The sequence below is a fragment of the Streptosporangium minutum genome (assembly GCF_002149035.1).
GTDB classification, from domain to species: domain Bacteria; phylum Actinomycetota; class Actinomycetes; order Streptosporangiales; family Streptosporangiaceae; genus Streptosporangium; species Streptosporangium minutum.
Genome location: NZ_NGFP01000002.1, coordinates 33,059 through 54,918, shown reverse-complemented (window position 1 = coordinate 54,918; position 21,860 = coordinate 33,059). Strand labels below are relative to the sequence as shown.

At 70.7% G+C, this 21,860-nt stretch carries 22 protein-coding genes; 5 read left to right on the top strand and 17 right to left on the bottom strand.

What is annotated here, in order from left to right; translation table 11 throughout:
- Positions 1-60: 60 nt before the first annotated feature.
- The 11 genes from CA984_RS00660 to CA984_RS46985 all read right to left on the bottom strand — a co-directional run bounded on the left by CA984_RS00660 (position 61) and on the right by CA984_RS46985 (position 8,719).
- Positions 61-912, bottom strand: coding sequence for a universal stress protein (locus CA984_RS00660; RefSeq protein WP_086566658.1), 852 nt, complete (start codon positions 910-912; stop codon positions 61-63).
- A 257-nt stretch (positions 913-1,169) separates the two neighbouring features.
- Positions 1,170-2,048 (bottom strand): universal stress protein, encoded by an 879-nt coding sequence (locus tag CA984_RS00655; protein WP_086566655.1) that lies wholly within the window; start codon positions 2,046-2,048, stop codon positions 1,170-1,172.
- A gap of 206 nt (positions 2,049-2,254) precedes the next feature.
- Positions 2,255-2,602 (bottom strand): ArsR/SmtB family transcription factor, encoded by a 348-nt coding sequence (locus CA984_RS00650; RefSeq protein WP_086566652.1) that lies wholly within the window; start codon positions 2,600-2,602, stop codon positions 2,255-2,257.
- A gap of 32 nt (positions 2,603-2,634) precedes the next feature.
- A complete protein-coding gene (locus CA984_RS00645) occupies positions 2,635-3,873 on the bottom strand; it encodes an MFS transporter (protein WP_086566650.1) in 1,239 nt (412 codons plus the stop codon).
- Positions 3,870-4,145, bottom strand: coding sequence for a hypothetical protein (locus CA984_RS00640; protein WP_086566647.1), 276 nt, complete (start codon positions 4,143-4,145; stop codon positions 3,870-3,872). The genes CA984_RS00645 and CA984_RS00640 overlap by 4 nt, the downstream gene beginning before the upstream one ends.
- 58 nt (positions 4,146-4,203) lie before the next feature.
- Positions 4,204-5,601 (bottom strand): FAD-dependent oxidoreductase, encoded by a 1,398-nt coding sequence (locus tag CA984_RS00635; RefSeq protein WP_086566644.1) that lies wholly within the window; start codon positions 5,599-5,601, stop codon positions 4,204-4,206.
- A 25-nt stretch (positions 5,602-5,626) separates the two neighbouring features.
- Positions 5,627-5,764, bottom strand: coding sequence for a hypothetical protein (locus CA984_RS45765; protein ID WP_165781048.1), 138 nt, complete (start codon positions 5,762-5,764; stop codon positions 5,627-5,629).
- A gap of 338 nt (positions 5,765-6,102) precedes the next feature.
- A complete protein-coding gene (locus CA984_RS00630; protein WP_133061496.1) occupies positions 6,103-6,627 on the bottom strand; it encodes a pyridoxamine 5'-phosphate oxidase family protein in 525 nt (174 codons plus the stop codon).
- 202 nt (positions 6,628-6,829) lie between these two features.
- A complete protein-coding gene (locus tag CA984_RS00625) occupies positions 6,830-7,498 on the bottom strand; it encodes a CBS domain-containing protein (RefSeq protein WP_086566639.1) in 669 nt (222 codons plus the stop codon).
- A gap of 40 nt (positions 7,499-7,538) precedes the next feature.
- Entirely contained in the window at positions 7,539-8,447 is a 909-nt protein-coding gene (locus CA984_RS00620) for a universal stress protein (protein WP_086566636.1), read from the bottom strand.
- Positions 8,444-8,719: a hypothetical protein gene (locus tag CA984_RS46985; protein WP_207620615.1), complete on the bottom strand. Its 276-nt coding sequence runs from the start codon at positions 8,717-8,719 to the stop codon at positions 8,444-8,446. The genes CA984_RS00620 and CA984_RS46985 overlap by 4 nt, the downstream gene beginning before the upstream one ends.
- A gap of 165 nt (positions 8,720-8,884) precedes the next feature.
- On the opposite strand from CA984_RS46985, the gene CA984_RS00610 reads away from it, so the two are divergent.
- From CA984_RS00610 to CA984_RS00590, 5 genes are read left to right on the top strand one after another with little or no spacing between them, the layout of a single operon-like run.
- Complete coding sequence (locus CA984_RS00610) at positions 8,885-9,898, top strand: ABC transporter substrate-binding protein (protein ID WP_086566633.1); 1,014 nt, start codon at positions 8,885-8,887, stop codon at positions 9,896-9,898.
- The gene (locus CA984_RS00605) at positions 9,898-10,956 is read left to right on the top strand and encodes a FecCD family ABC transporter permease (RefSeq protein ID WP_086566631.1); all 1,059 of its coding nucleotides are present in this window, start codon (positions 9,898-9,900) and stop codon (positions 10,954-10,956) included. Before CA984_RS00610 ends, CA984_RS00605 begins: the two co-directional genes overlap by 1 nt.
- Positions 10,953-11,705, top strand: coding sequence for an ABC transporter ATP-binding protein (locus tag CA984_RS00600; protein WP_086566628.1), 753 nt, complete (start codon positions 10,953-10,955; stop codon positions 11,703-11,705). The genes CA984_RS00605 and CA984_RS00600 overlap by 4 nt, the downstream gene beginning before the upstream one ends.
- Positions 11,702-13,408: an ABC transporter ATP-binding protein/permease gene (locus CA984_RS00595; RefSeq protein ID WP_086566625.1), complete on the top strand. Its 1,707-nt coding sequence runs from the start codon at positions 11,702-11,704 to the stop codon at positions 13,406-13,408. The genes CA984_RS00600 and CA984_RS00595 overlap by 4 nt, the downstream gene beginning before the upstream one ends.
- The gene (locus CA984_RS00590) at positions 13,405-15,147 is read left to right on the top strand and encodes an ABC transporter ATP-binding protein (RefSeq protein WP_086566621.1); all 1,743 of its coding nucleotides are present in this window, start codon (positions 13,405-13,407) and stop codon (positions 15,145-15,147) included. Before CA984_RS00595 ends, CA984_RS00590 begins: the two co-directional genes overlap by 4 nt.
- 139 nt (positions 15,148-15,286) lie before the next feature.
- Here the strand turns inward: CA984_RS00590 and CA984_RS00585 are convergent, their stop codons facing one another.
- From CA984_RS00585 to CA984_RS00560, 6 genes are all read right to left on the bottom strand, one after another.
- Complete coding sequence (locus CA984_RS00585; protein WP_086566619.1) at positions 15,287-16,483, bottom strand: NAD(P)/FAD-dependent oxidoreductase; 1,197 nt, start codon at positions 16,481-16,483, stop codon at positions 15,287-15,289.
- A 91-nt stretch (positions 16,484-16,574) separates the two neighbouring features.
- Positions 16,575-17,525 (bottom strand): RNA polymerase sigma factor SigJ, encoded by a 951-nt coding sequence (sigJ, locus tag CA984_RS00580; protein ID WP_086566616.1) that lies wholly within the window; start codon positions 17,523-17,525, stop codon positions 16,575-16,577.
- On the bottom strand, positions 17,516-17,740 hold the full coding sequence (locus tag CA984_RS00575) for a fumarylacetoacetate hydrolase family protein (protein WP_278248960.1): 225 nt from the start codon (positions 17,738-17,740) through the stop codon (positions 17,516-17,518). Before CA984_RS00575 ends, sigJ begins: the two co-directional genes overlap by 10 nt.
- A gap of 152 nt (positions 17,741-17,892) precedes the next feature.
- The gene (locus tag CA984_RS00570; RefSeq protein ID WP_133061495.1) at positions 17,893-18,717 is read right to left on the bottom strand and encodes a hypothetical protein; all 825 of its coding nucleotides are present in this window, start codon (positions 18,715-18,717) and stop codon (positions 17,893-17,895) included.
- Between the two features lie 349 nt (positions 18,718-19,066).
- On the bottom strand, positions 19,067-19,543 hold the full coding sequence (locus CA984_RS00565; RefSeq protein WP_086566608.1) for a (2Fe-2S)-binding protein: 477 nt from the start codon (positions 19,541-19,543) through the stop codon (positions 19,067-19,069).
- A gap of 15 nt (positions 19,544-19,558) precedes the next feature.
- Positions 19,559-21,859 (bottom strand): molybdopterin cofactor-binding domain-containing protein, encoded by a 2,301-nt coding sequence (locus CA984_RS00560; protein ID WP_086566605.1) that lies wholly within the window; start codon positions 21,857-21,859, stop codon positions 19,559-19,561.
- Position 21,860: the final 1 nt, after the last annotated feature.

Sequence of the window (21,860 nt, the reverse complement as noted above, 5' to 3'; positions counted from 1 at the left end):
GGCCGATGGATGTGAACGGCCGGTCGGCGGCTCGTCAGGCCGGCCGTACGAGCCCGGTGGTCACGAGTGGACCACCGCCACCGGGCTGTAGGCGTGGTGCAGCACGCCGCGGCTGACGGAGCCCAGCAGCACCGAGCCGACCGCGCCCACCCCCCGCGAGCCCACGACGACCAGGCCGGCCCTGGCCGAGGCGTCGGTCAGGGCCTTGACCGGATGCGCGTCCTGAACGTCCTCCACCACTTCCACCTCGGGAAACTTCTCCCGCCAGGTGCCGAGCTTGTCCCGCACCATACGCTGGTGGAAACGGTGAACTTCTTCTATGTCGGACGGGATCTCCGGTATGAGGCCGTACACCGGCCGCTGCCAGGCGTTGACGGCGCGCAGGGCGCAGCCGCGCAGCCTGGCCTGCTCGAAGGCGTAGGCCAGCGCGGGCTCGCATTCGGCGGAGCCGTCGACACCCACGACGATCTCACCGTGCGGCTGGCCCGCGTCCGCCCTGACGACCACGACGGTGCCGGGCACATGACCGGCCACGTGGAGGACCATTGAGCCCAGCAGGGCGCCGACGAAGCCGCCCAGGCCGCGGCTGCCGATCACGAGCTCGGTGGCCGTGCCGGCCTGCTCCCGCAGAACCTTGGCCGGTGATCCCTCGATCAGTTCGGTCGTCACCCGGACGTCCGGCCGGTATCTCGTGGCCACGGTGATCGCTTCGGCGAGCACCTGCTCGCCGGCGCGCGCCGCGAGCTCGGCCCAGTCGGGCGGAGGGAACGCGGCGACGCCATACGGCCAGCGGTCCACAACGTGGACGATCCTCAACGGCAACCCTCTGCGGGCGGCGTCATCAGCCGCCCATTTCACGGCCGCCAGGGCGGCGGGCGAGCCGTCCGTCGCAGCGGTGATCGATTCGCTCATGACATGCTCCTCTCGCTTCTGCTGCGCTTCCATCCGACTGCGGCGCCGGCGTTTTCCCCAGGGGCGATCGTCCCGGCATGAACAGGACCTTCGCCCTTTCCCCCGCCGGGGAGTCCGGACGTGTGGCTGAGGATTCTCCGACGCCGCAGCCGATCAGGCGCGCGGCTGAGGATTCTCCGGCGCCGCAGCCGATCAGGCGCGCCACCGCACCGTCTTCTCCCGCCGACCGAGTCCGGGCGCCTGCCCCGTCCGGGGGACTACGCCGGCTCCGGAGCCGGCCCCTTCGGACGGACGACGGCGACGGGACAGTGGGCGTGGTGAAGGACGCCGTGGCTGACCGAGCCGAAGACGGCGGAGGCGATCAGGCCGTGGCCGCGGGAGCCGACGACGACCATGTCGGCCTCGGTGGAGGCGTCGCGGAGGGCTCCGGCCGGGTGACCGCAGACGACCGACTCGGTCACCGTGGCACGGGGGAACCGCTCCCGCCATGGAGCCAGCACCCGCCGGAGGAACGCACTTCTTTCAGCGCCGATCCCCTCCCCCATCGATCCGCTCTCGACGGCCGGCGTGGACAGGCCAGGGGGCTGCCAGGCATGGACGGCGTGCAGGACGGCACCTCGGATCTCGGCCTCGGCGAAGGCATGAGCGAGCGCGGCCTCCGCCCCCTCCGATCCGTCGACCCCGACCACGATCCGGCCGTGGCGTGTCGCGGAGTCGCCTCGGACGACGACGACGGGACAGCCGGCGTGGCCTGCGACGCCCATGCCGACCGAGCCCAGCAGCAGCCCGGCGAACCCGCCCTGGCCCCGGCTGCCGATCACGAGCTGATCGGCAGCTTCGGACTCCTCCAGGAGCCTTTGGACGAGGTCTCCGTCAACGAGTGCGGTGGTGACCTCCAGTCCAGGCGCACTCGCCCGCGCAGCCTCAGCCGCGTCCGCGAGCATCGCCCCGCAGTGCTTCGCCTCTGGATCCCGGTAGTTCTTCATCGTGTGGACGGGGACGTCGCCGGCCCACTGCTCGCGAACGTGAACGATCCTCAGGGGCCTGGCACGCAGTACGGCCTCACGCGCGGCCCACAGCACCGCATCCGACGCGGCGGGAGAGCCGTCGGTGCCGGCGATTACGGATCTGTTCATGACGGGGCTCCTCAGACGTCGGTGTGTCAGGCGATCCAGGCGCCCTGGATGTGGTTGCGGACGGACACGGATTCAGCGGTCATGACTGATCCCGGCCACTCCCCTATGATCATCGGCCGGGCCGACACCACGTCCACCGTGATCGCCGCCACTGGCGGCCTCAGGTCTGACGGGGCGGCTCGGCGGGTACGTCCGGCCCGGCACGCTCAGACGCTCACGGACTCCGCCAGCGGGGTGAACAGCGCGCCCAGGCGGGCGACGGTGGTCGGGACGATCCAGTAGTACACCCAGGTGCCGCGCCGCTCGGAGTCGATCAAATTGGCGGTGCGCAGCACTTTGAGGTGGTGGGAGATGGTGGGCGCGGTCAGGTCGAAGGCGGCGGTCAGGTCGCACACGCAGGCTTCACCGCCGGCGTGGGAGCCGATCATCGACAGCAGCCGCAGCCGGACCGGGTCGGCGACCGCCTTGAGCAGCACCGCGAGCTCGGCCGCATCGGGCTCGCTCAGCGGCTCGCGTGCGATCGGCGCGCAGCACGAGGTGGTGACGGCGGTCAAGACGGCGCTCCTTACTTCGAAATCTATCTAAATTATACGCGATGGTAGGCCAGCAGTGCGACCGCGGCGACCACGCAGGCGAGGGCCACCGCTGCCATGACCCACACATATCCGGCCGCCTGCGCGAGCGCGACCGCTCCCAGCGGGGCCAAGGCCTTGTCGGCGACGGAGAAGGCGGCGATGCGGCCCGACAACGAGGCATACGCCGCCGTGCCGTACCGCTCGACCAGCAGATGCGGCAGGGTGATGGAGGCGATGCCGAATCCGATCCCGAATCCCAGCACGCAGCCGACGGCGCCCGGCACCGTCCGCCCGGCCAGGGGCAGCAGCGCGGCGGCGACGCCCTGCAGGGTGAAGATCGCCGCCGCGATGAGCGCGGCGGGCATACGGCGTTGCAGGCCGGTGGTGAGCAGGCGTCCGGTCACCGACAGCACGCCCAGCAGCCCGGCCAGGGTGGCGGCCAGGACGGGTGAGTGGCCCAGGTGGATGAGGTAGGTGATCAGCAGGACCGCCATCACGGCCACCGCCCCGCCGTTGGCGGTGAAGGCGATCACCAGCAGCCAGAACGGCCGCCGGCGGGTGGCGGCTCTGACGATCCCGGCCCGCTCTTCGGTCGTGGCGCCCTGGCGGTCGGCACGGGCGGGGCGGCGCACGATGAGCGCGTGCAGCGGGATGGCCGCCACCCCGTAGGTCAGGGCCAGGACCACCAGGGCGTGGCGCCAGCCGTAGGAGTCCACCAGCAGCCCGGTCAGCGGAAGGAAGATCGAGGAGGCGAACCCGGCGACGACGGTGAGCGCGAGCAGCGCACCTGCCCGGCCGCGCCCGTGGACGGGGCCGTCGAACCAGCTCACGATGACGGCGAAGGCGCTCTCGTACAGCACCATCGAACACGCGATGCCGATCGCGGCGAACACCGCATACAGCTGCGGCAGGCTGTCCACCCGTGACCAGGCCAGCACGGCGCCCGTTCCGAGGATCGAGCCGGCGGTCATCAGGTTCCGGCCGCCGTGGGCGTCCAGCCGGCGGCCCACCAGCGGGGCGCACAGCGCGGCGATCAGGATCGAGCCGGTGAGCGCGGCGGCGATCTGGGCGCCGCTCGCATTCAGGTCGCGGGCCATGGGGGTGAGGAAGACGGAGAAGGCGTAGTAGAGCACGCCGTAGCCGATGGTCTGGGTGACGGCCAGCGCGGCGACGATCCGCCAGCCCCTCGTGAAACGCGACTGGCCGCCGCCCCCTGTCAGGGAGGCGGCGGCCGGGGCGGTGGAGCTCACCCGCGCGTCCCGGCGCAGGCGATCAGCTCACGGCCGTCCGCCGTCACCGTCCAGCCGTTCCCGGACTCCGCTTGGGCGATGAACCCTTGAGCGTGCAGCCGCCAGGTCAACGTTCCCGCCATGCGGGTGATCACCGGGCCGAAGTCCGGATCGGTGCTGAGGCGCCTCGCGGCGACCAGGCGCTCACCGAGCCGCCCGGCCTCCAGCGGCCCGTGACCGCAGATGAGGCGCAGCGCCTCCCCCTGGGCCGCGGCGGGGTGTCCCTCAGACATCTCGGGCTCCTTTCCGGTGCGTGGTACGGGTCAGCCACAGTCTGGTACGTGGTGCGGGTCAGCCGCAGCAACCGCCACCGGCGTCGGCAGTCACCAGGGGCAACGGTGTGGCGAGCAGGCCGCCGCTGATGCCGGTGGCCAGGCCCACGCGCGCCTCCTGGGCCTCGGCCAGGTTGGAGGAGCACACGCCGGTCTCGGGCAGGTCGAGCCGCACGTCGCGGGCAGCCTCCCAGTCACCGGCCAGGGCGGCGACGACGGAGCGGACCTGCTCGTAGCCGGTGGCCATCAGGAAGGTCGGGGCGCGGCCGTAGCTCTTGACGCCGACCGCGTAGTAGCCGGGCTCGGGGTGGGCGAGCTCGTCGACGCCATGGGCGGGGACGGTGCCGCAGGAGTGCTGGTTGGGGTCGATCAGCGGGGCGAGGGCGCGGGTGGAGCCGAGGATCGCATCCAGGTCCAGGCGCAGCTCGGAGGCGATGGAGTGGTCGGGGCGGTAGCCGGTCGCGACCACGATGCGATCCACGGTGACGGACTGCTCGGCTCCGGACGGGTCACGGCTGATCACGGTGGCCTGGCCGCCGTCCGTGGTGACGGAATAGGCGAAGAAGCCGGTCAGCAACTGGATGCGACCGGAGTCGACGTGCGCGCGCAGGCGGGTGCCGAGTGCGCCGCGGGCGGGCAGAGCGTCGGCTGCGCCGCCTCCGTAGGTGCGGGTGGCGTTGCCGGCGCGGATCGCCCAGGTGATCGGGGTGTCGGCCAGCTCGGCCAGGGCCAGCAGGGTGGTGGCGGCCGAGTGGCCCGCGCCGACGACGAGGGTGTGCTTGCCCTCGTAGGCTTCGCGGTCGGCGCCGAGCGTGTCGGGCAGGGCGTGGTCGATCAGCTCGCCCGCCTCCGCCTCGCCGTAGGCGGGCAGGCCGCAGGCGCCCAGGACGTTCGGGCTGGCATAGGTGCCGGAGGCGTCGATGATCGCGCGAGCCTGGAGCTCCTCGCCGCCGGCGAGGCGGATCAGGAACGGGGCGTCTTCGCGGCCGCCGGTCCGCACCCGGTCGTAGCCGAGGCGGCTGATCGCGCTCACCCGGGCGCCCAGCCGTACCCGCGTGCCGAACAGCTCGGCCAGCGGGGCCAGGTAGTCGCCGATCAGCTCGGCGCCGGTGGGCAGCCACTCGGGGTCCGGCTCGGTCCAGCCGTCGGCCTGCAGCAGGCGCCGGGCGGCGGCGTCGATGTCGTACTTCCACGGGCTGAACACCCGGACGTGGCCCCACTGGGCGACCGAGGAGGCCACCTGCTCACCGGCCTCCAGGACCAGGAAGTCCTGGCCGCGCTCGGCGAGGTGCGCGGCGGCGGCCAGGCCGATCGGACCGGCGCCGATCACGACGACGGGCAGAGCGCCGGCGTCGCCCGCGGTCAGGGTCTGCTCGAGTTCAAGGGAGGTGGCGGTGCCGCAGCAGCTGTCACTCATGGTTGTCTCTCCTGGGCCTCGGGGGTCAGCGGAACAGCAGGAAGGTGGTGCGGGCGCGGTCGGCAGCGGCGTCCGCCCGGCAGGCGGCGTCGCAGACCTCGCCGGTGGCCTCGTTGAACGAGACGTGCCGGACCCGGCGGGATCGGCGGAACAGAGCGCGCACCGCACACCTCCTGTTTAGAAGTTTGTCGAAGTAGTCAGTAGCTTGCCCCGCTGATTAGAGGTATGTCAAATTAGAGGAGTGCCTAACTTGTGACGCGCGTCCCTACCGGTCCGGCTCCATCCACCTCGGCGACTCGTCCGGACCGGGATGGAGGCACCCGATGACCGTCTGCCGCGCCTCCGCCCTCCACGAAACCCGCGGCGCCGCCGAGGCCGGAGCCAGGTGGCGGCATTGTTCAAGGCGCGGCGCCGGCAGCTCCGCCGTCCGGGTCGCCTACGGACTCGCCGAGCGCGCCGCCGTCACCCTGCACCCGAGATCGGCCGGGTCCGGGCACCCGCTCAGGCGCCGCCGACCCGTTCGACGGCGACTCCCCCCGGCTGCAGCGGCAGACGCCTGCCGGTCACCTGCCGAGCCGTCAGGCGGACGAACACCGGCTCGGCCGCCGCCACCCAGGGGGCGGGCAGTTCCTTCAGGCGTCGCACCTGGTCGGGGTCGGTGACGATTTCGCCGACGCCGACCAGCAGCACGCTCCAGCCCACGCGTAGCGCGGGTTCCATGTCGTCGGCCTCGAACGACAGGGGGCCGCCCCGGTGCACAGCGTCAAGTTTGCCGCCCTGTGAGGACGTGAACACGACACCGTCGCGGTCCACCACGAAGTTGACCGGCAACACCATCACTTCACCGCTCGGGGCCGACCATGCGACCCTGCCGACTTTGACGGTCCGCAGCAACGCCATGCAGGTGTCGCGGTCCAGGACCTCGGCCTGACCTCCACCTGTGAACGACGTCGTGTCCTTCGCGTGCATCGTCGCGTCCTCCCCCTGGCGGCGCCTCCCGAGGAGCCGCCCCGAAGAACGACTCATGACCGTTCCTTCGCCTCCACCGTAACGGCCGGTGGAGCCGGTGGAGATCGCGGCCACCGCGCACGCCCGATCCGGACATGCGATCTCGGATCCGGCTCGGAGTACGGCTTGCGCCGGACCGGGAGGCCCTCAGACCGCCATCGCGGATGTCCCCGAGAACGCCGCACCCGCATCGGACATCGACCACCGTGGCCGAGACTTCTCAGGCATGGAGGACCCGGGTCTCCGCATGATCGTCTTGACCGTAGGTGGCCTCGACCTGTAGGTCCACCACTCCTTTGATCCGGCGGCCGGCTTCGGTGAGCTGGGCGATCTGCGAGCGTCGGGCCAGCCTGCCCTCGATGCGCACCACGCCGTCGTCCACCGTGATCGCCAGCGTCCGCATGTCCAGGCGCAGGCGTGCGATGGCCGCGGCCACGTCCGCCAGGATGTCGGGTGCCCACCGGCTGAAGACCTTCAGCAGGTCGACCTGGTGCACGGTACCGGTGATCTTCCCACTGGTGGGGTCGACCACCGGTAACTGCTTGATCCGATGATCGCTCATCAGCCGGGCCGCCTCCCGGATAGGGGTTTCCGCGCCGACCGTCAACGCCGGACTGGTCATGATCTCCTGGGCGGTCGGCCCGGCGGTTCTCTCGGCCTCCTGGAGCCGCCGGCGCCCCTCGAAAAGAGGCTCGCCGCAAGAGGCACCCGCCTCCTTCGACAGCAGGTCGTCTTCCGACACCATCCCGACCGGGCGCCCGTCGGTGTCGATCACGGCGACGGCGTTCACCTTGAAGCGGCGCATGGTCGCCATCAGCTCGGTGCACGTCGCTTGCCGGTGAACCGCGATGGCCACCACACCCATGACGTCTTTCACCTGCGTCACCATGATCTGTTCCTTGTCTTCCGCATCGGTGACGATGCTCTGATCAGCATTCGGAGGTATGGGAGGCGGAAAGCGGGGCCTCGGCCTGCGGCGGGTTCTCCTTCAGGACGGGGACGACCGCGACGGCACAGGACGCGTGCTGAAGGGTCGAGGCGGTCACCGAGCCGAGCCTGCCGCGCCCGCGTGCGCCGCCGACCACCATCAAAGCGGCCTCCTTCGACAGGTCCAACAGTGCTTCTCTGGGTGACGCGGCGACGAAGTAGGTGCGCACCGGCACCGTGGGATGCTTGGCCTGCCACGGCTGCAACCGTTCGAGCATGTCGTCCTCGGCCGCCGTCGTGATGGCCCGCGTGTCGGGCACCAGCGGCATCGGCGCGCTCCACGCCATCGGCTGCAGGTGTCCGGCGTGCACCGCGACCAGGGGCAGCCTCCGGATTTCGGCCTCGGCGAAGGCGAACTCGATCGCCGCGTCAGGTGTGTGCCCGGTCATGCCCATCACCACGGCCCCGCGGTGTCGCGGGACGGGGATCGGGCCGGGTCCGCGCACGACGATCACCGGGCAGCGCGCGTGCGCCGCCACATAGCCGGCCACCGACCCCACAACCGTCCTGGCCAGGGCGCCCATCCCGCGTGAGCCCAGCACGATCAGCGGCGCGTGGGCCGACAGCTCCACCAGCCGCTCGGCGGCGGCCCCCTCATGCAGATCGACGGCGACGTCGGTGATCGTGCTGCACGAGCGGGCGCACTCGCCCCCGTGGTACAGCACGTGCTCGGCGGCCTTGCGCAGGTGACCTTTGGCCTCCTCGTCGGCCTCGCCGTAGGGCCACCGCCACGCGTGGGCCACCGTCAGCGGCAGCTTCCTCAGTTCGGCCTCGTCCATCGCCCACTCCAAGGCCTGCATGGAGAAGTCGGAGCCGTCATAGCCGACGACGATGCCGTGGGAATCAGTCATCGCTTCCACCTCCCTTCCCAGGATCGGTGGCGCAGGCCACAGCGTGGCAGGGCGGAAGGTCCCACCGGCGTGGGACCTTCCGCCCTGTTTTCCGCTTGCCAGGAGGGCGTGGCGCCGAGTGACGGCACGAGGGTGACGAGCGTCCGGAGCAGCGCGGTGGCGGCGACCGCGACCAGGACCGTGCGGCCGCGCCGCCGGCCTCGTCCGAAGGCCCACCTGCGGGCCCGCACGACGTAGGCGAGGGTCAGCCGGGTGAAGACCAGCGTGAGCACCGCCCGGGCGCGGACCTGTTCCGCGCCATGCGCGATAGTTGCAACTTATATGCAACAGCAATAATTCTGCAACAAGAACGGAGACAGTCTTGACCTCCGCATCCCCTCTGGCCTAATTTGCGAATGATTTGCACCTGATATGACTTTGCAAGGAGCCAGGCACCCATGAGGCTGTTCGCCCTGTTGTTGTCCGCGCTTGCCCTGGCGGGCTGCGGCGCCCAGCCCGTGACCCCCCAGGCAGCCACCACCCGGCCGTCCGCCGCGCAGCAGGCGGGCTTCCCCGTCACCGTCGAGAACTGCGGCCGGAAGCTGACCTTCGACAAGCCTCCCGCCAAGGTGGTCACCGGCTATCAGCCCGCCCTGGAGACCCTGCTCGCGCTCGGCCTGCAGGACCGGATCGCCGGCCGTACCGACTTCTCCGAGAGCGCCTTCCTGCCCGGCCAGAAAGAGCGCTACGACAAGATCCCGGAGATCTCACCGACGATCATGCTGCCGCAGAAGGAGGTCATGCTCACCCAGGGCGCCGACTTCGTGCTCGACAACTCCTCGGCCAGCTTCGACGCCGCCGGCGGTTACGCCACCGTTGAGGAACTGGGAACGGCGGGAGCGCCCGTCTATCTGCTGGGCGGCTGGTGCAGCCCGGAGAAGCAGCTCGAATTCAAGATCGACCAGACCTTCACCGATCTGCGCAAGCTCGGAGCGATCTTCGGCGTCCCCGACCGCGCCGACAAGCTGATCACCGAGCTGCGCGGCACCCTGGACGACGCCGCCAAGCGGGTCGCCGGCCGTCCCAAGGTCAGGGTCCTGGCCACCGACGGCGGCAGAGGGCCGGTCAACGCGTACGGCGGAGCCGGGCTGACCAACCAGATGGTGGCCCTGGCAGGCGGCGAGAACGTCCTCGCCGACGTCAAGGCCGACTACACCGAGGTGAACGCCGAGAAGATCGCCGCCACCGATCCCCAGGCGCTGCTCGTCACCGAATACGCCACGCTGATGGGCAAGCAGATGCCCACGGCACCCGCCAAGGCAGAGGACGCCCTCTCCATCGCCAAGAACAGCGCCGCCGCGAAGGACAAGCGCTACCTGGCCCTTCCCGCCGCCGCCCAGCACCCCGGCTACCGCAACATCCTGGCCGTCGTGGAGATCGCCGCGTTCCTCCACCCCGAAGCCTTCGCCTGATGAGTCAGGCGAAGGCGCTGCGACGGGGGTATGCGGCACGCGTGTCCGATCGGCTGTGGCCGGTCATCGCCGTGCTCGTCCTCGCCACCGTCGCATCGACACTGTTCGCGGTGACCATCGGCGCGGTCCAGGTCGGCCCGGCTCAGGTCTGGGGCATCGTCGCCGACCGCCTCGTGCCCGGCTCTGCCGCCCCTACCTGGACGCCCGCGCAAGCCCAGATCGTCTGGGACTTCCGCCTGCCCAGAGCCCTGCTGGCGCTCCTGGTCGGGGCCGGTCTGGCGGTGGTCGGCGCGGTGCTGCAGGCGTTGGTCCGCAACCCGCTGGCCGACCCGTTCCTGCTCGGCGTCTCCTCCGGCGCGTCGCTGGGCGCGGTGCTGGTCTTCATCCTCGGCTCATCGGTGCTCGGCGGGCTCTCCCTGTCGGTGGCCGCCTTCCTCGGCGCGCTGCTCGCCTTGGTGCTGGTGTACGTCCTGGCCCAGCGCTCGGGCCGGATCACCCCGGCACGCCTGGTACTGGCGGGAGTCGCCCTGGCCTACCTGTTCCAGGCCGTCTACAGCTACGTCCTGCAGCAGGCGCAGAGCGGCAGGGCCGCGCAGCAGGTGCTGTTCTGGCTGATGGGCAGCCTCGGCGGTGCCCGCTGGGAGATGCTGCCGATCCCCACCGTCGTCCTGCTCGCCGGGGTCGCCTACCTGCTCTTCCAGCACCGGCCGCTCAACGCCTTGAGTTCCGGTGAGGAGAGTGCGATCTCCCTCGGTATCAACGTGACCGCCCTGCGGGTGCGGCTGTTCCTGTTGACCTCGCTGCTGGTCGGTGTCCTGGTGGCCACGAGTGGCGCCATCGCCTTCGTCGGCCTGATCGTCCCGCACACGGCGCGAATGCTCGTCGGCGCCGACCACCGCCGGGTGCTGCCGGTCTCAGCCCTGCTGGGCGCGGTGTTCCTGCAACTCGTCGACGTGGCGGCGCGCACCATCGCCGCCCCGCAGGAGCTGGCCCTGAGCATCGTCACCGCCGTCTTCGGCGTCCCGTTCTTCCTGTGGCTGCTGCGGAGGCGCGGATGACCCTCACACTCCACGGCGTCTCCCTCCGGATCGACGGCCGGCCGATCGTCCACGGAGCCGATTTGGAGATCGGCGCAGGCGAGTTCGTCGGCCTGCTCGGCCCCAACGGCTGCGGCAAGTCGACGCTGCTGCGCAGTGCCTACCGCGCCCTCCGCCCGTCCGCCGGCCTCATCACCGTCGAAGGCGACGACCTGGTACGGCTCACGCCACGCGAATCCGCCAGGCGCACGGCGGTCGTCGCCCAAGAAACCCCGGCGGAGCTCGACTTCACCGTGGCCGAAGTAGTGGCCATGGGCCGCACCCCGCACAAGAAGCCACTCGACCGCACCACCACGGCCGACGAGCTCATCTGCGCCCAGGCCCTCGAACGGGTGGCGGCGGGACATCTGCGCGAGCGCGGCTTCACCACGCTCTCGGGCGGCGAGAAGCAGCGCGTGCTCATCGCCCGCGCCCTGGCCCAGCAGAGCCGCCTGCTCCTGCTGGACGAGCCCACCAACCACCTCGACATCCGCCACCAGCTGGAGATCCTCCGGCTGGTACGTGGGCTGGGCATCAGCACGCTGGCCGCGTTGCACGACCTCAACCAGGCCGCCGAGTACTGCGATCGCCTCTACCTCATGGACGGCGGTCGCATCGTCGCCGGCGGATCTCCGGCCGAGGTGCTGACCCCCGAACGGATCTCCCAGGTGTACGGCGTGCGTGCCGTACAGCGCGCCCAGCTCGTCTTCGAGCTCAAGGAGGACCAGTGATCACCCGGCTGCTGAGCCTGTCACCGCCCGTCCGCCGGCGCCTGGCCGGGCTGGTCGGCCTGCTGCTGGCCATCACCGCGACCTATGTCGGCCAGGGCGTGCTGATCGCTCAGTCGCTCGCCCGGATCTTCTCCGGCCGGCCGGTGGCCGCCATCATCTGGCCCATCGCGGGAATCGCCGTCCTGCAGCTCGTGCGCAGCCTGGCGCTTGCCGTACGGGAGAGCGTCGCCCTGCGCGCGTCGGGCGGCATCAAGAAGGAGCTGCGGCGGCGGCTGACGGCCAAGCTGCTGCTGCTCGGGCCCTCTTGGGCGCAGCAGGGACGGACCGGGTCCACCCAGACCTCGCTGGTCGACGGAGTCGAGACCGTGGACGCCTACGTCGGCAGGTTCCTGCCGCAGATGGTGGCCGCCCTGGTCGGTTCCGTCGGGGTGACCGCGTTCCTGTTCCTGCTCGACCCGATCATCGGGGTGGTCGTCCTGCTGTGCGCGGTGCTGATGCCGGTGCTGCCCCTGGTCTCGAAGCGGGTGCTCAGGGGGCGCAACGCCGCCTGGCTCCGCGGCTACAAGGGCTTGTACGCGGAGAACCTGGACGCCCTGCAGGGCATGGCCACTTTGAAAGCCTTCAACGCCAGCGGGCGCCGGGGTGCCGAGCTCGCCAAGCTGGCGGAAGCCTTCTGCCGCGACTCGATCCGGCTGATGGCCGTCGTCGTGCTCTACCTGGGCGGAGTGGCCTTCGTCATCGGGCTGGGCACGGCGGTGGCGTTGGGTGTGGGCGCGATGCGGCTGGCCGCGGGCGAGCTCACCGTGACCGAGCTGCTGCTCATCCTCATGCTGACCGCCGAGTGCTTCCGGCCGCTACGCGAGCTGGAGTCCGCCTACCACTCCAGCTACAACGCCGTCCCCTCACTGACCGCGATCTTCGAGGTCCTGGATGCCCCGGCGCGGTCGGAGGGCGCCCAGGTCGTGACGGGCTCCGGAGTGTCGTTCCACGATGTGACCTTCTCCTACCGGGATCGGGACAAGCCCGCCCTCCACCACTTCACGCTGGACATCGCCCCCGGCGAGCGCGTCGCCCTGGTCGGCCGCTCGGGCGCGGGCAAGACCACCGTTTCCGCCCTGCTCCTGCGCTTCTTCGACACAACCGACGGCCGGATCAGCATCGACGGCACCGACATCTGCGACCTCCCACTCGACGTGCTGCGCTCACTCATCGCCGTGGTCTCCCAGGACACCTACCTCTTCCACGGGACCGTCCGGCACAACCTCACCCTGGCCAAGCCCGACGCGACCGAGGCCGAGATCGACGCCGCCATCCGGGCTGCCCGCGCGGACTTCGTCCATGATCTGCCCCAGGGCCTCGCCACGATCGTCGGCGAACGCGGGTTGAGGTTGTCGGGCGGCGAACGACAACGCATCGCCATCGCCCGAGCCCTGCTCAAGGACGCCCCGATCCTCGTGCTGGACGAGGCCACCTCCAGCGTGGACGCAGCCAACGAATCCGGCATCCAGCAGGCGCTCGACGCGCTGACCGGCGGCCGGACCACCCTCATGATCGCCCACCGCCTGTCCACGGTCCGCGACGCCGACCACGTCATCGTCATGGCCGACGGCCAGATCGTCGAAGAGGGCGACCACACCAGCCTGCTCAGCCGGCGAGGCGCCTACGCCCGCCTGGTCGCCGCCCAGGAAGGAGCCGCCCGATGATCGCCCGTCTGCTGCCGCTGGCCCGACTGCTCGGCCCCCACCGCTGGTTGCTGATCACGGCGATCCTCAGCGGCATCGCCCACCACGTGGTCGTCCTCGCCTCAGCGGGCGTCGGCGCCTGGGTGGTCAGCCGGGCCGTCACCGGCGCCTCGCCCGACGACCTGCGCGGCGGCCTGATCGTGCTCGGCCTGCTACTGCCGCTGCTCGCCGTCACGCCCTGGCTGGAGTCCTACCTCGCCCACATGGCCGCCTTCCGCGTCCTGGCCGACGTACGTGGAAGGGTCTACAGCGCTTTCGACCGCCTTGCCCCCGGCTACCTGCTCGAACGCCGCTCCGGCGACCTCGGCGCCGCCGCCGTCTCCGACGTCGAGCAGCTGGAGCTGTGGTTCGCCCACACGCTCAGCCCGTTGGTCAGCGCGGCCACCGTCCCGGTCGCGGCGCTCACCTCGCTCGGCGTCTTCCACCCCGCCCTGGCCCTGGCCCTGGCGCCCGCGCTCGTCCTGCTGGCCCTGGTGCCCGCCTGGCTGCGCCGCCGCGCCGAAGCCCACGGCGCCGAGCTGCGCGCCCGCGTCGGCGAGCTCAACGCCGAAGCCGTCGACACCCTCCAGGGCCTGCGCGAGCTGATCACCTCGGGTGCCGGCGACCGGCAACTCGAGCGCCTCGCCGAACAGGACGACCGGCTCCTGGCCGCCAAGCTCGCCCACGGCCGCCGTTCCGGCCTGGAGCACTCCGTCACCAACGCGCTCACCACCTTCGGCCTGCTCGCCGTACTGCTCACCGCGGCCCTGCTCGTCACTGACGGCGGCCTCGACGCCGTGCTGTACCCCGTCGCCGTCGTGCTGGCCGCGACCACCTTCGCACCCGTCATCGCCGTCACCGATGTCGCCCGCGACCTCAACCTCGTCATCGCCGCCGGCGACCGCATCATGACGATCCTCAACACCCCCGCCCCCGTCACCGACCACGTCACCGAACCACCGCCCGGCCCCATCTCGCCACACGTCGCCTTCTCCGGCGTGCGTTTCCGGTACGGCACGGCCCTGCCCGACGCGATCAGCGACGTCTCCTTCGACATCGCCCCCGGCGAGACCGTGGCTCTGGTCGGCCACTCCGGCGCGGGCAAGTCCACCTGCGCCAGCCTGCTCATGCGGCTATGGGACGTGGACGCGGGATCGATCACCATCGGCGGCCACGACATCCGCGACTTCCCCCAGGACGACCTCCGCGGGCTCATCACCCTGGTCCCGCAGGACGTCTACCTCTTCAACATCCCGCTGATCGACAACATCCGCCTGGGCAGGCCCGAGGCGAGCCGCGAGGAGGTCATCGCCGCGACCCGGGCCGCCCAGGCCGACGAGTTCATCACCGGCCTCCCGGACGGCTACGACACCCTGCCCGGCGAGCTGGGCGCCCGCCTGTCGGGTGGCCAGCGCCAGCGCATCGCCATCGCGCGCGCCATCCTCAAGGACGCGCCGATCCTCATCATGGACGAGGCCGTCTCGAACCTCGACACCGAGAGCGAGCAAGAGGTCTCCGCGGCCATGGCCGGCGTGCGCCGTAACCGCACCACCCTGGTCATCGCCCACCGGCTGTCGACCATCCTCACCGCCGACCGGATCGTGGTCCTGGAAGGCGGACGCGTCGCCGAGGCGGGCACCCACCAGGAGCTGGTCGAGCGGCCTGGCGCCTACACCACCCTGATGGCCGCCCAGCTCGCCGGATCCGAACGGGCCTGGTGAAGGGATCCGCCATCAGGGCACGCAGTGAGCGGAGGTCCCCGCCGACGGACTCGATCCGGTGGTGACACGAATCGTCACCGCGTGGACCGGCAGCGAGGCGGGCGCCCTCGCGTCGAGGGCGCCCGCTCCGCTCCGTGCTCTACGCCGGCGCCTTGACGGCCGAACCCGCCGCGGCCCGATCCCGCGCGACGCGGCGGCGCCGGGTCGGCAGCCCGAGCGTCGGGTTGGCGACGCCCCAGGCGGCGCCCTTGCAGATCAGCTCCTTGTAGACGGCGGCGAGCCGTCCGGTCAGGACCGCCCGCACGGCGCGGTCGTCGGCGGTGACGTACTGGATCAACCCCTCCTTGCGGCCCAGTGAGATGCACTGGTTGAAATAGCGGATCGGCGTGTTCGGGACCCTCCCGCCGGTCAGGCGCGCCGCGATCGCGTCGGCGGCCTGCCACGCGGCCGGAGTTCCCGAGGCGCACGACATCCGCAGCGGCTTGTCCCCGGGGCCCATCACCATGGCCGCGTCGCCGACGGCGTACACGTCCGGGTGCGAGACCGAGCGCATGGTCCCGTCGACCACGATCTGGCCGGTTCCGGTGACCTCCAGGGCGGTCGCGTTCGCGGTCGGGTGAACCGCGAAGCCGGTGGTCCACACGGTGACCGCGGCCGGGATGGCCCTGCCGTCGGCGGTGGCGACGCGGTCGGCTTCGACGCCGGTGACGGCGGTGTGCTCGTGCACGGTGATCCTGAGCTTGCCGAAGACCTTCCGCAGGTGCTCGCGGCCCTTGGGCGAGAGCCAGTCGCCGAGGCCGCCGCGGGCGGCGAGGGCGACGTCGAGGTCCGGGCGGGCCTCGGCGATCTCGGTCGCGGCCTCCAGGCCGGTGAGCCCGCCGCCGACGACGACCACGCTCTGCCCGGCGTCGAGGCGGGCCAGACGCTCGCGCAGCCGGAGTGCTCCGGGGCGGCCGGCGATCTCGTAGGCGTGCTCGGCGGTCCCGGGGACGCCTTGGGCGTTCCAGCCGCTGCCGAGGGCGTAGACGAGTATGTCGTAGGCGAGCTCTTCGGCACCGTTCGCGTCGATCACCGCGACGGTCTTGCGGTCGACGTCGATGCCGGTGACCTTCGCGATCCTCAGTTCGACGCCGGTGCCCGCGAACATCTCGCTGAACGGCCGGGGCCTGAGGTCCTGACCGGCCGCCAGCTGGTGCATGCGGACGCGTTCGACGAAGTCGGGCTCGGCGTTGACGAGGGTGATGGCGACGTCCTCGCGGCGGAGCCGCTTGGCGAGTCGGCCGGCGGCGATGGCTCCGGTGTATCCGGCTCCGAGGACGATGATGCGGTGCTGCATTTCCTTGCTCCTGTCCTGGGCGGGTTCGCCACTTGAACCGGGCGGCCCGCCGTTTCCTGACAGGAACGCGATGTGAAGCACCTCACAGCGCTCAGAAGGCGTTGAACAGGGGCTCCCCGTGGTCAGCGACCGCCCAGTGCGCGGTCGCGCGTTCGAGCTTGTCGGGGTTGACCTGGTTGCGCAACGCGGCGATGCCCTCGGCGGTGACCTCCAGGCACATGACACCGACGACCCGGCCGTCCACGACGGCCACGACGGCGGGGCCGCCGTTGGCGGTCCAGACGTAGACCTCGGGCGCGCCGCCGACCAGGGCGCGCTTGGCCTCGCCGGGTTTGAACAGGCCCCGCAGGAACTTCGCGACCGCGACGGCTCCCTCGAACGCCTTGGCGCGGGCCGGGACCTTCCCGCCGCCGTCACCGATCGAGATGGCGTCCTCGGTGAGCAGGCGCACGAGCGGCTCGGTCTGGCCGCTGGCGGCGGCCGCCAGGAACTCCTCGACGATCCGCCGGGCGGCGACCTCGTCGATCTCGGTGCGGGCCCGGGCCTTGCCGGCCGCGATGTGCTTCTTGGCGCGGTGGAAGATCTGCTGGCTGGCGGCCTCGGTGATGCCGAGGATCTCGGCGATCTCCCGGTGCGGGTAGTCGAAGGCCTCCCGCAGCACGTACACCGCCCGCTCGTTGGAGGAGAGGCGCTCCATGAGGGTGAGGACCGCGTACGAGACCGATTCGCGCTGCTCGGCGGTGTCGGCCGGGCCGAGCATCGGGTCCCCGGCGAGCAGCGGCTCGGGAAGCCATTGGCCCACGTAGGTCTCGCGGCGCGCCCGCGCGGAGGTGAGCTGGTTGAGACACAGGTTGGTGAGGACCTTCGTCAGCCAGGCCTCGGGAACCTCGATGCGGTCGACGTCGGCGGCCTGCCAGCGCAGGAACGTCTCCTGCACGGCGTCCTCGGCCTCCCCGGCGGAACCGAGGAGGCGGTAGGCGATGGCCTCCAGCCGCGGCCTGGAGTCCTCGAACCGGTCGACGTCGCTCGCGCTCAAGGGCATGGCCCGATCCTAAAGCGTGTCTCCTGGATCAGGCAGGAGCGAGCCGGGGCAGGGGCGCCGCCGATCCCGCCCGGGGTGCCGGTGAGGATCACATCGCCGGGGAGCACCGGAGTCACCACCGACGGCCTCTCGATCGGCTCGGGCACCGAGAAGGTCATCTGGCTGGTACGGACGTGCTGCGTGCGCTCAGTGGTACTTCGTCTGGATCCAGGCACGGGCGCACAGACAGCCGGCTGTGTCGTCCAAGGCCGGGGAGATCGCTCCGGCCTTCTCTCACCCCGGCGAGATCGGGGTGGGAGAAGTGCCCGGCGGGGAGCGGCCGGGCCTGGTTCACCGGCGATCCCGGCCCGGCGGGGAGTCTCCCGCCTTAACCCCGGCCGCCGCCCCGGTCGGACGGCTCACGCTTTCCCATGTTCTCCACCTCGCTCGCCGCAGGCGCCTTGACGCTCACCCGGCTGCCCCACCCGGTGTAATGGGTCTCGATGCTGACTCGCCTGTCCTCCGCCACTGCCGCACTGATGTGGGTGCTCCCCGGGTAAACAGTGACCAATCGCTGGGGAAGCTGGTCGGAGCCCAGGGTGAGCCTGAAGCGCAGCACCGCGGCCTTGTCTCCACTGGACAGCCCGGTCAGGCCGGCGTCGCGCAACCACGGGGAGACCTTCTCCAGCGCGCCGAAGCTGATCGTTCCTGCGTAGGTGCGTCCCGTTCGCTTCCCCTTCGTGATCAGGGCCTTCAGGGTCGCCGGCTCGGCGATGTTCACCAGCTGGCCGTACCAGCCGCTGAAGCCGGCGTTCATGCCGTGTGGATGCTTGATCCAGGTCTTGCCCTTCGACGGCGCCCAGGCACCGCCGGAGTAGTAACTGGTGGTACCGATCCTGATCGTCCGCTCCGGCCTGGCCAGCATCCCCGGGAAGCTGCTGGGCATCTCGGGGTCGTCGCTGGTGCGCTTCGCGTTGACGTCGGAGGCGACGATCCCGGTTTTGCCGAACTGGAAGGAACCTGTGCGCTTGAGGAAGGAGGTGTTCCCGGTGAACTCGACCAGAGTGGCGACGTCGGTGAACTTCACCCCCTCACCCGCGACGAACTGGCTCTTCAACGCCGTGACCGGATCCGCGGAGGCGGCCTGTACGGGTGCCGTGGCGACGGACACGGTGACCGTGGTCGCGGCGATGCCCGCGATCACTCGCTTCACGGTGGTTTCCTCTCAGCCTGGTACGGGAGAGGAAATCCTGCCGGACCTTGATCACGAACGCGTCTCGGAACGCCTCGCCCCCGGCCGATGCGGTGACGCAGGAAGATCAGGCACGGTAGTCGGCCTGGGCGCGAAAGTACCGGCCACAGCAGCTCGTTGATCGATGCGATCAACCATGCCATGGAGCATGGCTTGGAACGCCCGTTGCGATCCACGGTGGTGTCCACCGTGTACGGCGGCACGAGCGGGGTCCAGCGCGACATCATCGGAAAGTCCCATGGACTCTGACGTGTCCTTGGGGGTGTCCCCCGGGTCCCAGCCCGGAGGGACTACCGCGCCCACAGGGACCTCACATGTGCTCGGCGCCGGCTTTGACGGCTTCGCGGATACGGAAGTAGGTGCCGCAGCGGCAGATGTTGCGGAGGCCGTCGAGGTCGACGTCGGTGATTTCGCGGCCTTCGACGGCGACACGGCGGACCAGCGCCACGGCGGCCATGATCTGACCGGGCTGGCAGTAGCCACACTGGGCGACGTCGTGGTCGAGCCATGCCTGCTGCATGGGGTGCAGGTCCTCGCCGACCGTGGCCGGAAGCCCTTCGATGGTCGTGACCTCATCGGTCGGCTGGAGATCTTTGACGGGGATCGCGCAGGGGTTGACCGCTCTGCCGTTGATGTGGCTGGTGCAGGCCTTGCAGACGTTGATGCCGCAGCCGTACTTCGGGCCGGTGATGCCGAGGATGTCGCGCAGGACCCACAGCAGGCGCACGTCGCCGGCGACGTCGACGGTGACCTGCTCCCCGTTGACGCGGAAAGTGTGCTCAGGCACTCAGACCTCCTTGATTCAGCGGGCGTCGTTCAGGCCGTCGACCGGGGACTGGGGAACGGGCGGGACAGTCGGTTTAGGAACGAAGGAGAGCGTGCCGTGGTTGATCGGGAAGCTGGTGGGCATCGTCCCGGTCGCGCGGCCGTACGCACAGGCGACGGCGGCCATCGACGCGGCGACGCCCAGTTCCCCGGCACCACCGGGCTCCTCGGAGGTGCTGGGCATGATGATGATCTGGAGTTCGGGCGGGGTGTTCCACTGCCGGGTGTAGAAGTAGTTGTCCCAGCTCGCTTCGAGGAAGTAGCCGTCGTCCAGGTGCAGGCTGGAGGTCAGGGCCAGCGCGATGCCGTCCATGATGCAGCCCATCATCTGCGCTTCCAGACCCCTCGGGTTGACGGCGAGGCCGACGTCCACAGCGAATACGGCCTTGGTGACGCGTGGTCCGGTCACACCGTCGCGGATGGGGCGGTTGACGGTTTCGGGCCGGCAGTCGATCTCGACCAGCGCGGCGCTGACGGCCTTGTACTCGGCGTGGAACGCGATGCCCTGCGCGGTGCCGACCGGCATCGGCCGACCCCAGTCGCCGGCCTCGGCCGCCTTCGCCAGCACCGCCCGGGAGCGGTCATCGCGGAGGAAGTCATGCCGGAACCGGTAAGGGTCCTTGCCCATCCTCGCGGCGAGCTGGTCGACGATGAGCTCGCGGGCACAGGTGACGTCGGGCGAGTAGACGTTGCGCATGCTGCCGGTGTTGAAGCCCCTGTCCGTTTCGCTGAGCAACTGGCTGCTGGCGCCGAACCGGTAGGACATCGCCTGGCTGAGATGGAAAAATGTCTGGGAGAAACCGATGTCGCCCACCGGAAGCCGCGCAGCCATGGCGGTGATGATCTCGCCGAGCCCGTGGCCGAGGTCCGTGGAGACGCTGGTGTGCCGCTGCTTGTAGCTCAGCACGGTGCCGCCGACGTAGGCGGCGCGCACCCGCGAGGTGGCCATCGGGTGGGTGCGGCCCTGACGGGAGTCGTCGGCGCGGTGCCACATGAGTTTGACCGGTTTGCCGATCTTCTGGGACACCTCGGCCGCTTCCAGCGCGGCGTCAAAGAACAGCTTGCGCCCGAAGGAACCACCGCCTTCGGTGACGTGCACGATGACCCTGCCGGGCGGCAGCCCGAGCTTGGCGGCGATGGCCCGCTGGGCGACGATCGGCGATTTCAACGCCGACCAGATCTCGGCGCGGTCGGCCCCCACGTCGGCGACCGCGCAGTTGGGTTCCAGCGCGCTGTTGCTGCGGAAGTAGAACGTGAACTTGCCTTCGACGACCGGAGCCGGCGGCCGGAGCCCGAGCGGCAACTCCGCGGCTTCCAGCTCCCGGAGCACGCTCTCGTCGGACTTTCCTTCTGCGGTACCGGGTCTCCAGGCGACCTTCAGGGCGCGTATGGCGTCGACGCACTGGCCGAAGGTCCCGGCGCGCACCACCACCCCGGTGGAGATCACCACGACATCGGTGACGCCCGGCATGCTACGGACCTCTGCGAGGTTGGCCACCGAGCCGACTGTGCCGTTGATGGTCGGCGGGCGGCACACCATCGTCGGCTTCGCGTCCGGGATATCGAGGTCCATCGTGAACTTCTTGCGCCCGGTCACCGCGTCCAGCGCGTCGATGCGGTTGTGGGCTTTGCCGATGACGGTGAAGTTCCCGCGTGGCGCGAGCTCTACGGACACCCGCCTGGTCTCTGTGCTCGCGGCCTTCTCGGCGAGCGCTCCGATGTCGATGCCGCCGCCGGAGCGATCGATGATCATCCCGGCCTTCATCGTCAGATCGGTGACCGCCGAGCCGAGTTCGGCCGCTGCGGCTGCCAGCAGGCGGAGCCGGGCGATGGCGGCGGCGACCCGGATCGGGGTGTAGGTCGCGATGGTCGTGTTCGACCCGCCGGTGAGCTGGTTGAACACCAGCTCCGGCCGGGCGTCGGCCAGTGTGACCCGCACCCGTTCCAGCGGCACGGCCAGTTCCTCGGCGATCAACATGGCCGTCGAGGTGGTGATGCCCTGCCCCACCTCGACCCGCGGCAACGCGAACGACACCGTGCCGTCCGGGTTGACCTCGACCGAGATCAGGCCCGAGGTCGGCAGCGCCGCCGCGGTCATCACGTCGTTGAGGTCGAGCAATTCCGTGAGTTCCGGCGAAGGCAGCTGGGCGTCGGCCGCCGGTGCCGGAGGAACGAGTTCGGCAGCAGCCACCAGGGTCGGAGCCGCCAGCACGTACCCGAGGAACCGCCGCCGCCCGATGGCCTCGTCCAGCCCGTCGCCGTTCGATCCTGTCATCATC

What these genes read in the sequence shown, in the direction of transcription:
- CA984_RS00605 (WP_086566631.1), top strand. Translation starts at nt 9,898, where the DNA reads ATGAGTCAGGCGAAGGCGCTGCGACGGGGGTATGCGGCACGCGTGTCC.
- CA984_RS00590 (WP_086566621.1), top strand. Translation starts at nt 13,405, where the DNA reads ATGATCGCCCGTCTGCTGCCGCTGGCCCGACTGCTCGGCCCCCACCGC.
- CA984_RS00640 (WP_086566647.1), bottom strand. Translation starts at nt 4,145, where the DNA reads ATGTCTGAGGGACACCCCGCCGCGGCCCAGGGGGAGGCGCTGCGCCTC.
- CA984_RS00660 (WP_086566658.1), bottom strand. Translation starts at nt 912, where the DNA reads ATGAGCGAATCGATCACCGCTGCGACGGACGGCTCGCCCGCCGCCCTG.
- CA984_RS00620 (WP_086566636.1), bottom strand. Translation starts at nt 8,447, where the DNA reads ATGACTGATTCCCACGGCATCGTCGTCGGCTATGACGGCTCCGACTTC.
- CA984_RS00655 (WP_086566655.1), bottom strand. Translation starts at nt 2,048, where the DNA reads ATGAACAGATCCGTAATCGCCGGCACCGACGGCTCTCCCGCCGCGTCG.
- CA984_RS00560 (WP_086566605.1), bottom strand. Translation starts at nt 21,859, where the DNA reads ATGATGACAGGATCGAACGGCGACGGGCTGGACGAGGCCATCGGGCGG.
- CA984_RS00625 (WP_086566639.1), bottom strand. Translation starts at nt 7,498, where the DNA reads ATGGTGACGCAGGTGAAAGACGTCATGGGTGTGGTGGCCATCGCGGTT.
- CA984_RS00610 (WP_086566633.1), top strand. Translation starts at nt 8,885, where the DNA reads ATGAGGCTGTTCGCCCTGTTGTTGTCCGCGCTTGCCCTGGCGGGCTGC.
- sigJ (WP_086566616.1), bottom strand. Translation starts at nt 17,525, where the DNA reads ATGCCCTTGAGCGCGAGCGACGTCGACCGGTTCGAGGACTCCAGGCCG.
- CA984_RS00600 (WP_086566628.1), top strand. Translation starts at nt 10,953, where the DNA reads ATGACCCTCACACTCCACGGCGTCTCCCTCCGGATCGACGGCCGGCCG.
- CA984_RS00585 (WP_086566619.1), bottom strand. Translation starts at nt 16,483, where the DNA reads ATGCAGCACCGCATCATCGTCCTCGGAGCCGGATACACCGGAGCCATC.
- CA984_RS00635 (WP_086566644.1), bottom strand. Translation starts at nt 5,601, where the DNA reads ATGAGTGACAGCTGCTGCGGCACCGCCACCTCCCTTGAACTCGAGCAG.
- CA984_RS00630 (WP_133061496.1), bottom strand. Translation starts at nt 6,627, where the DNA reads ATGAGTCGTTCTTCGGGGCGGCTCCTCGGGAGGCGCCGCCAGGGGGAG.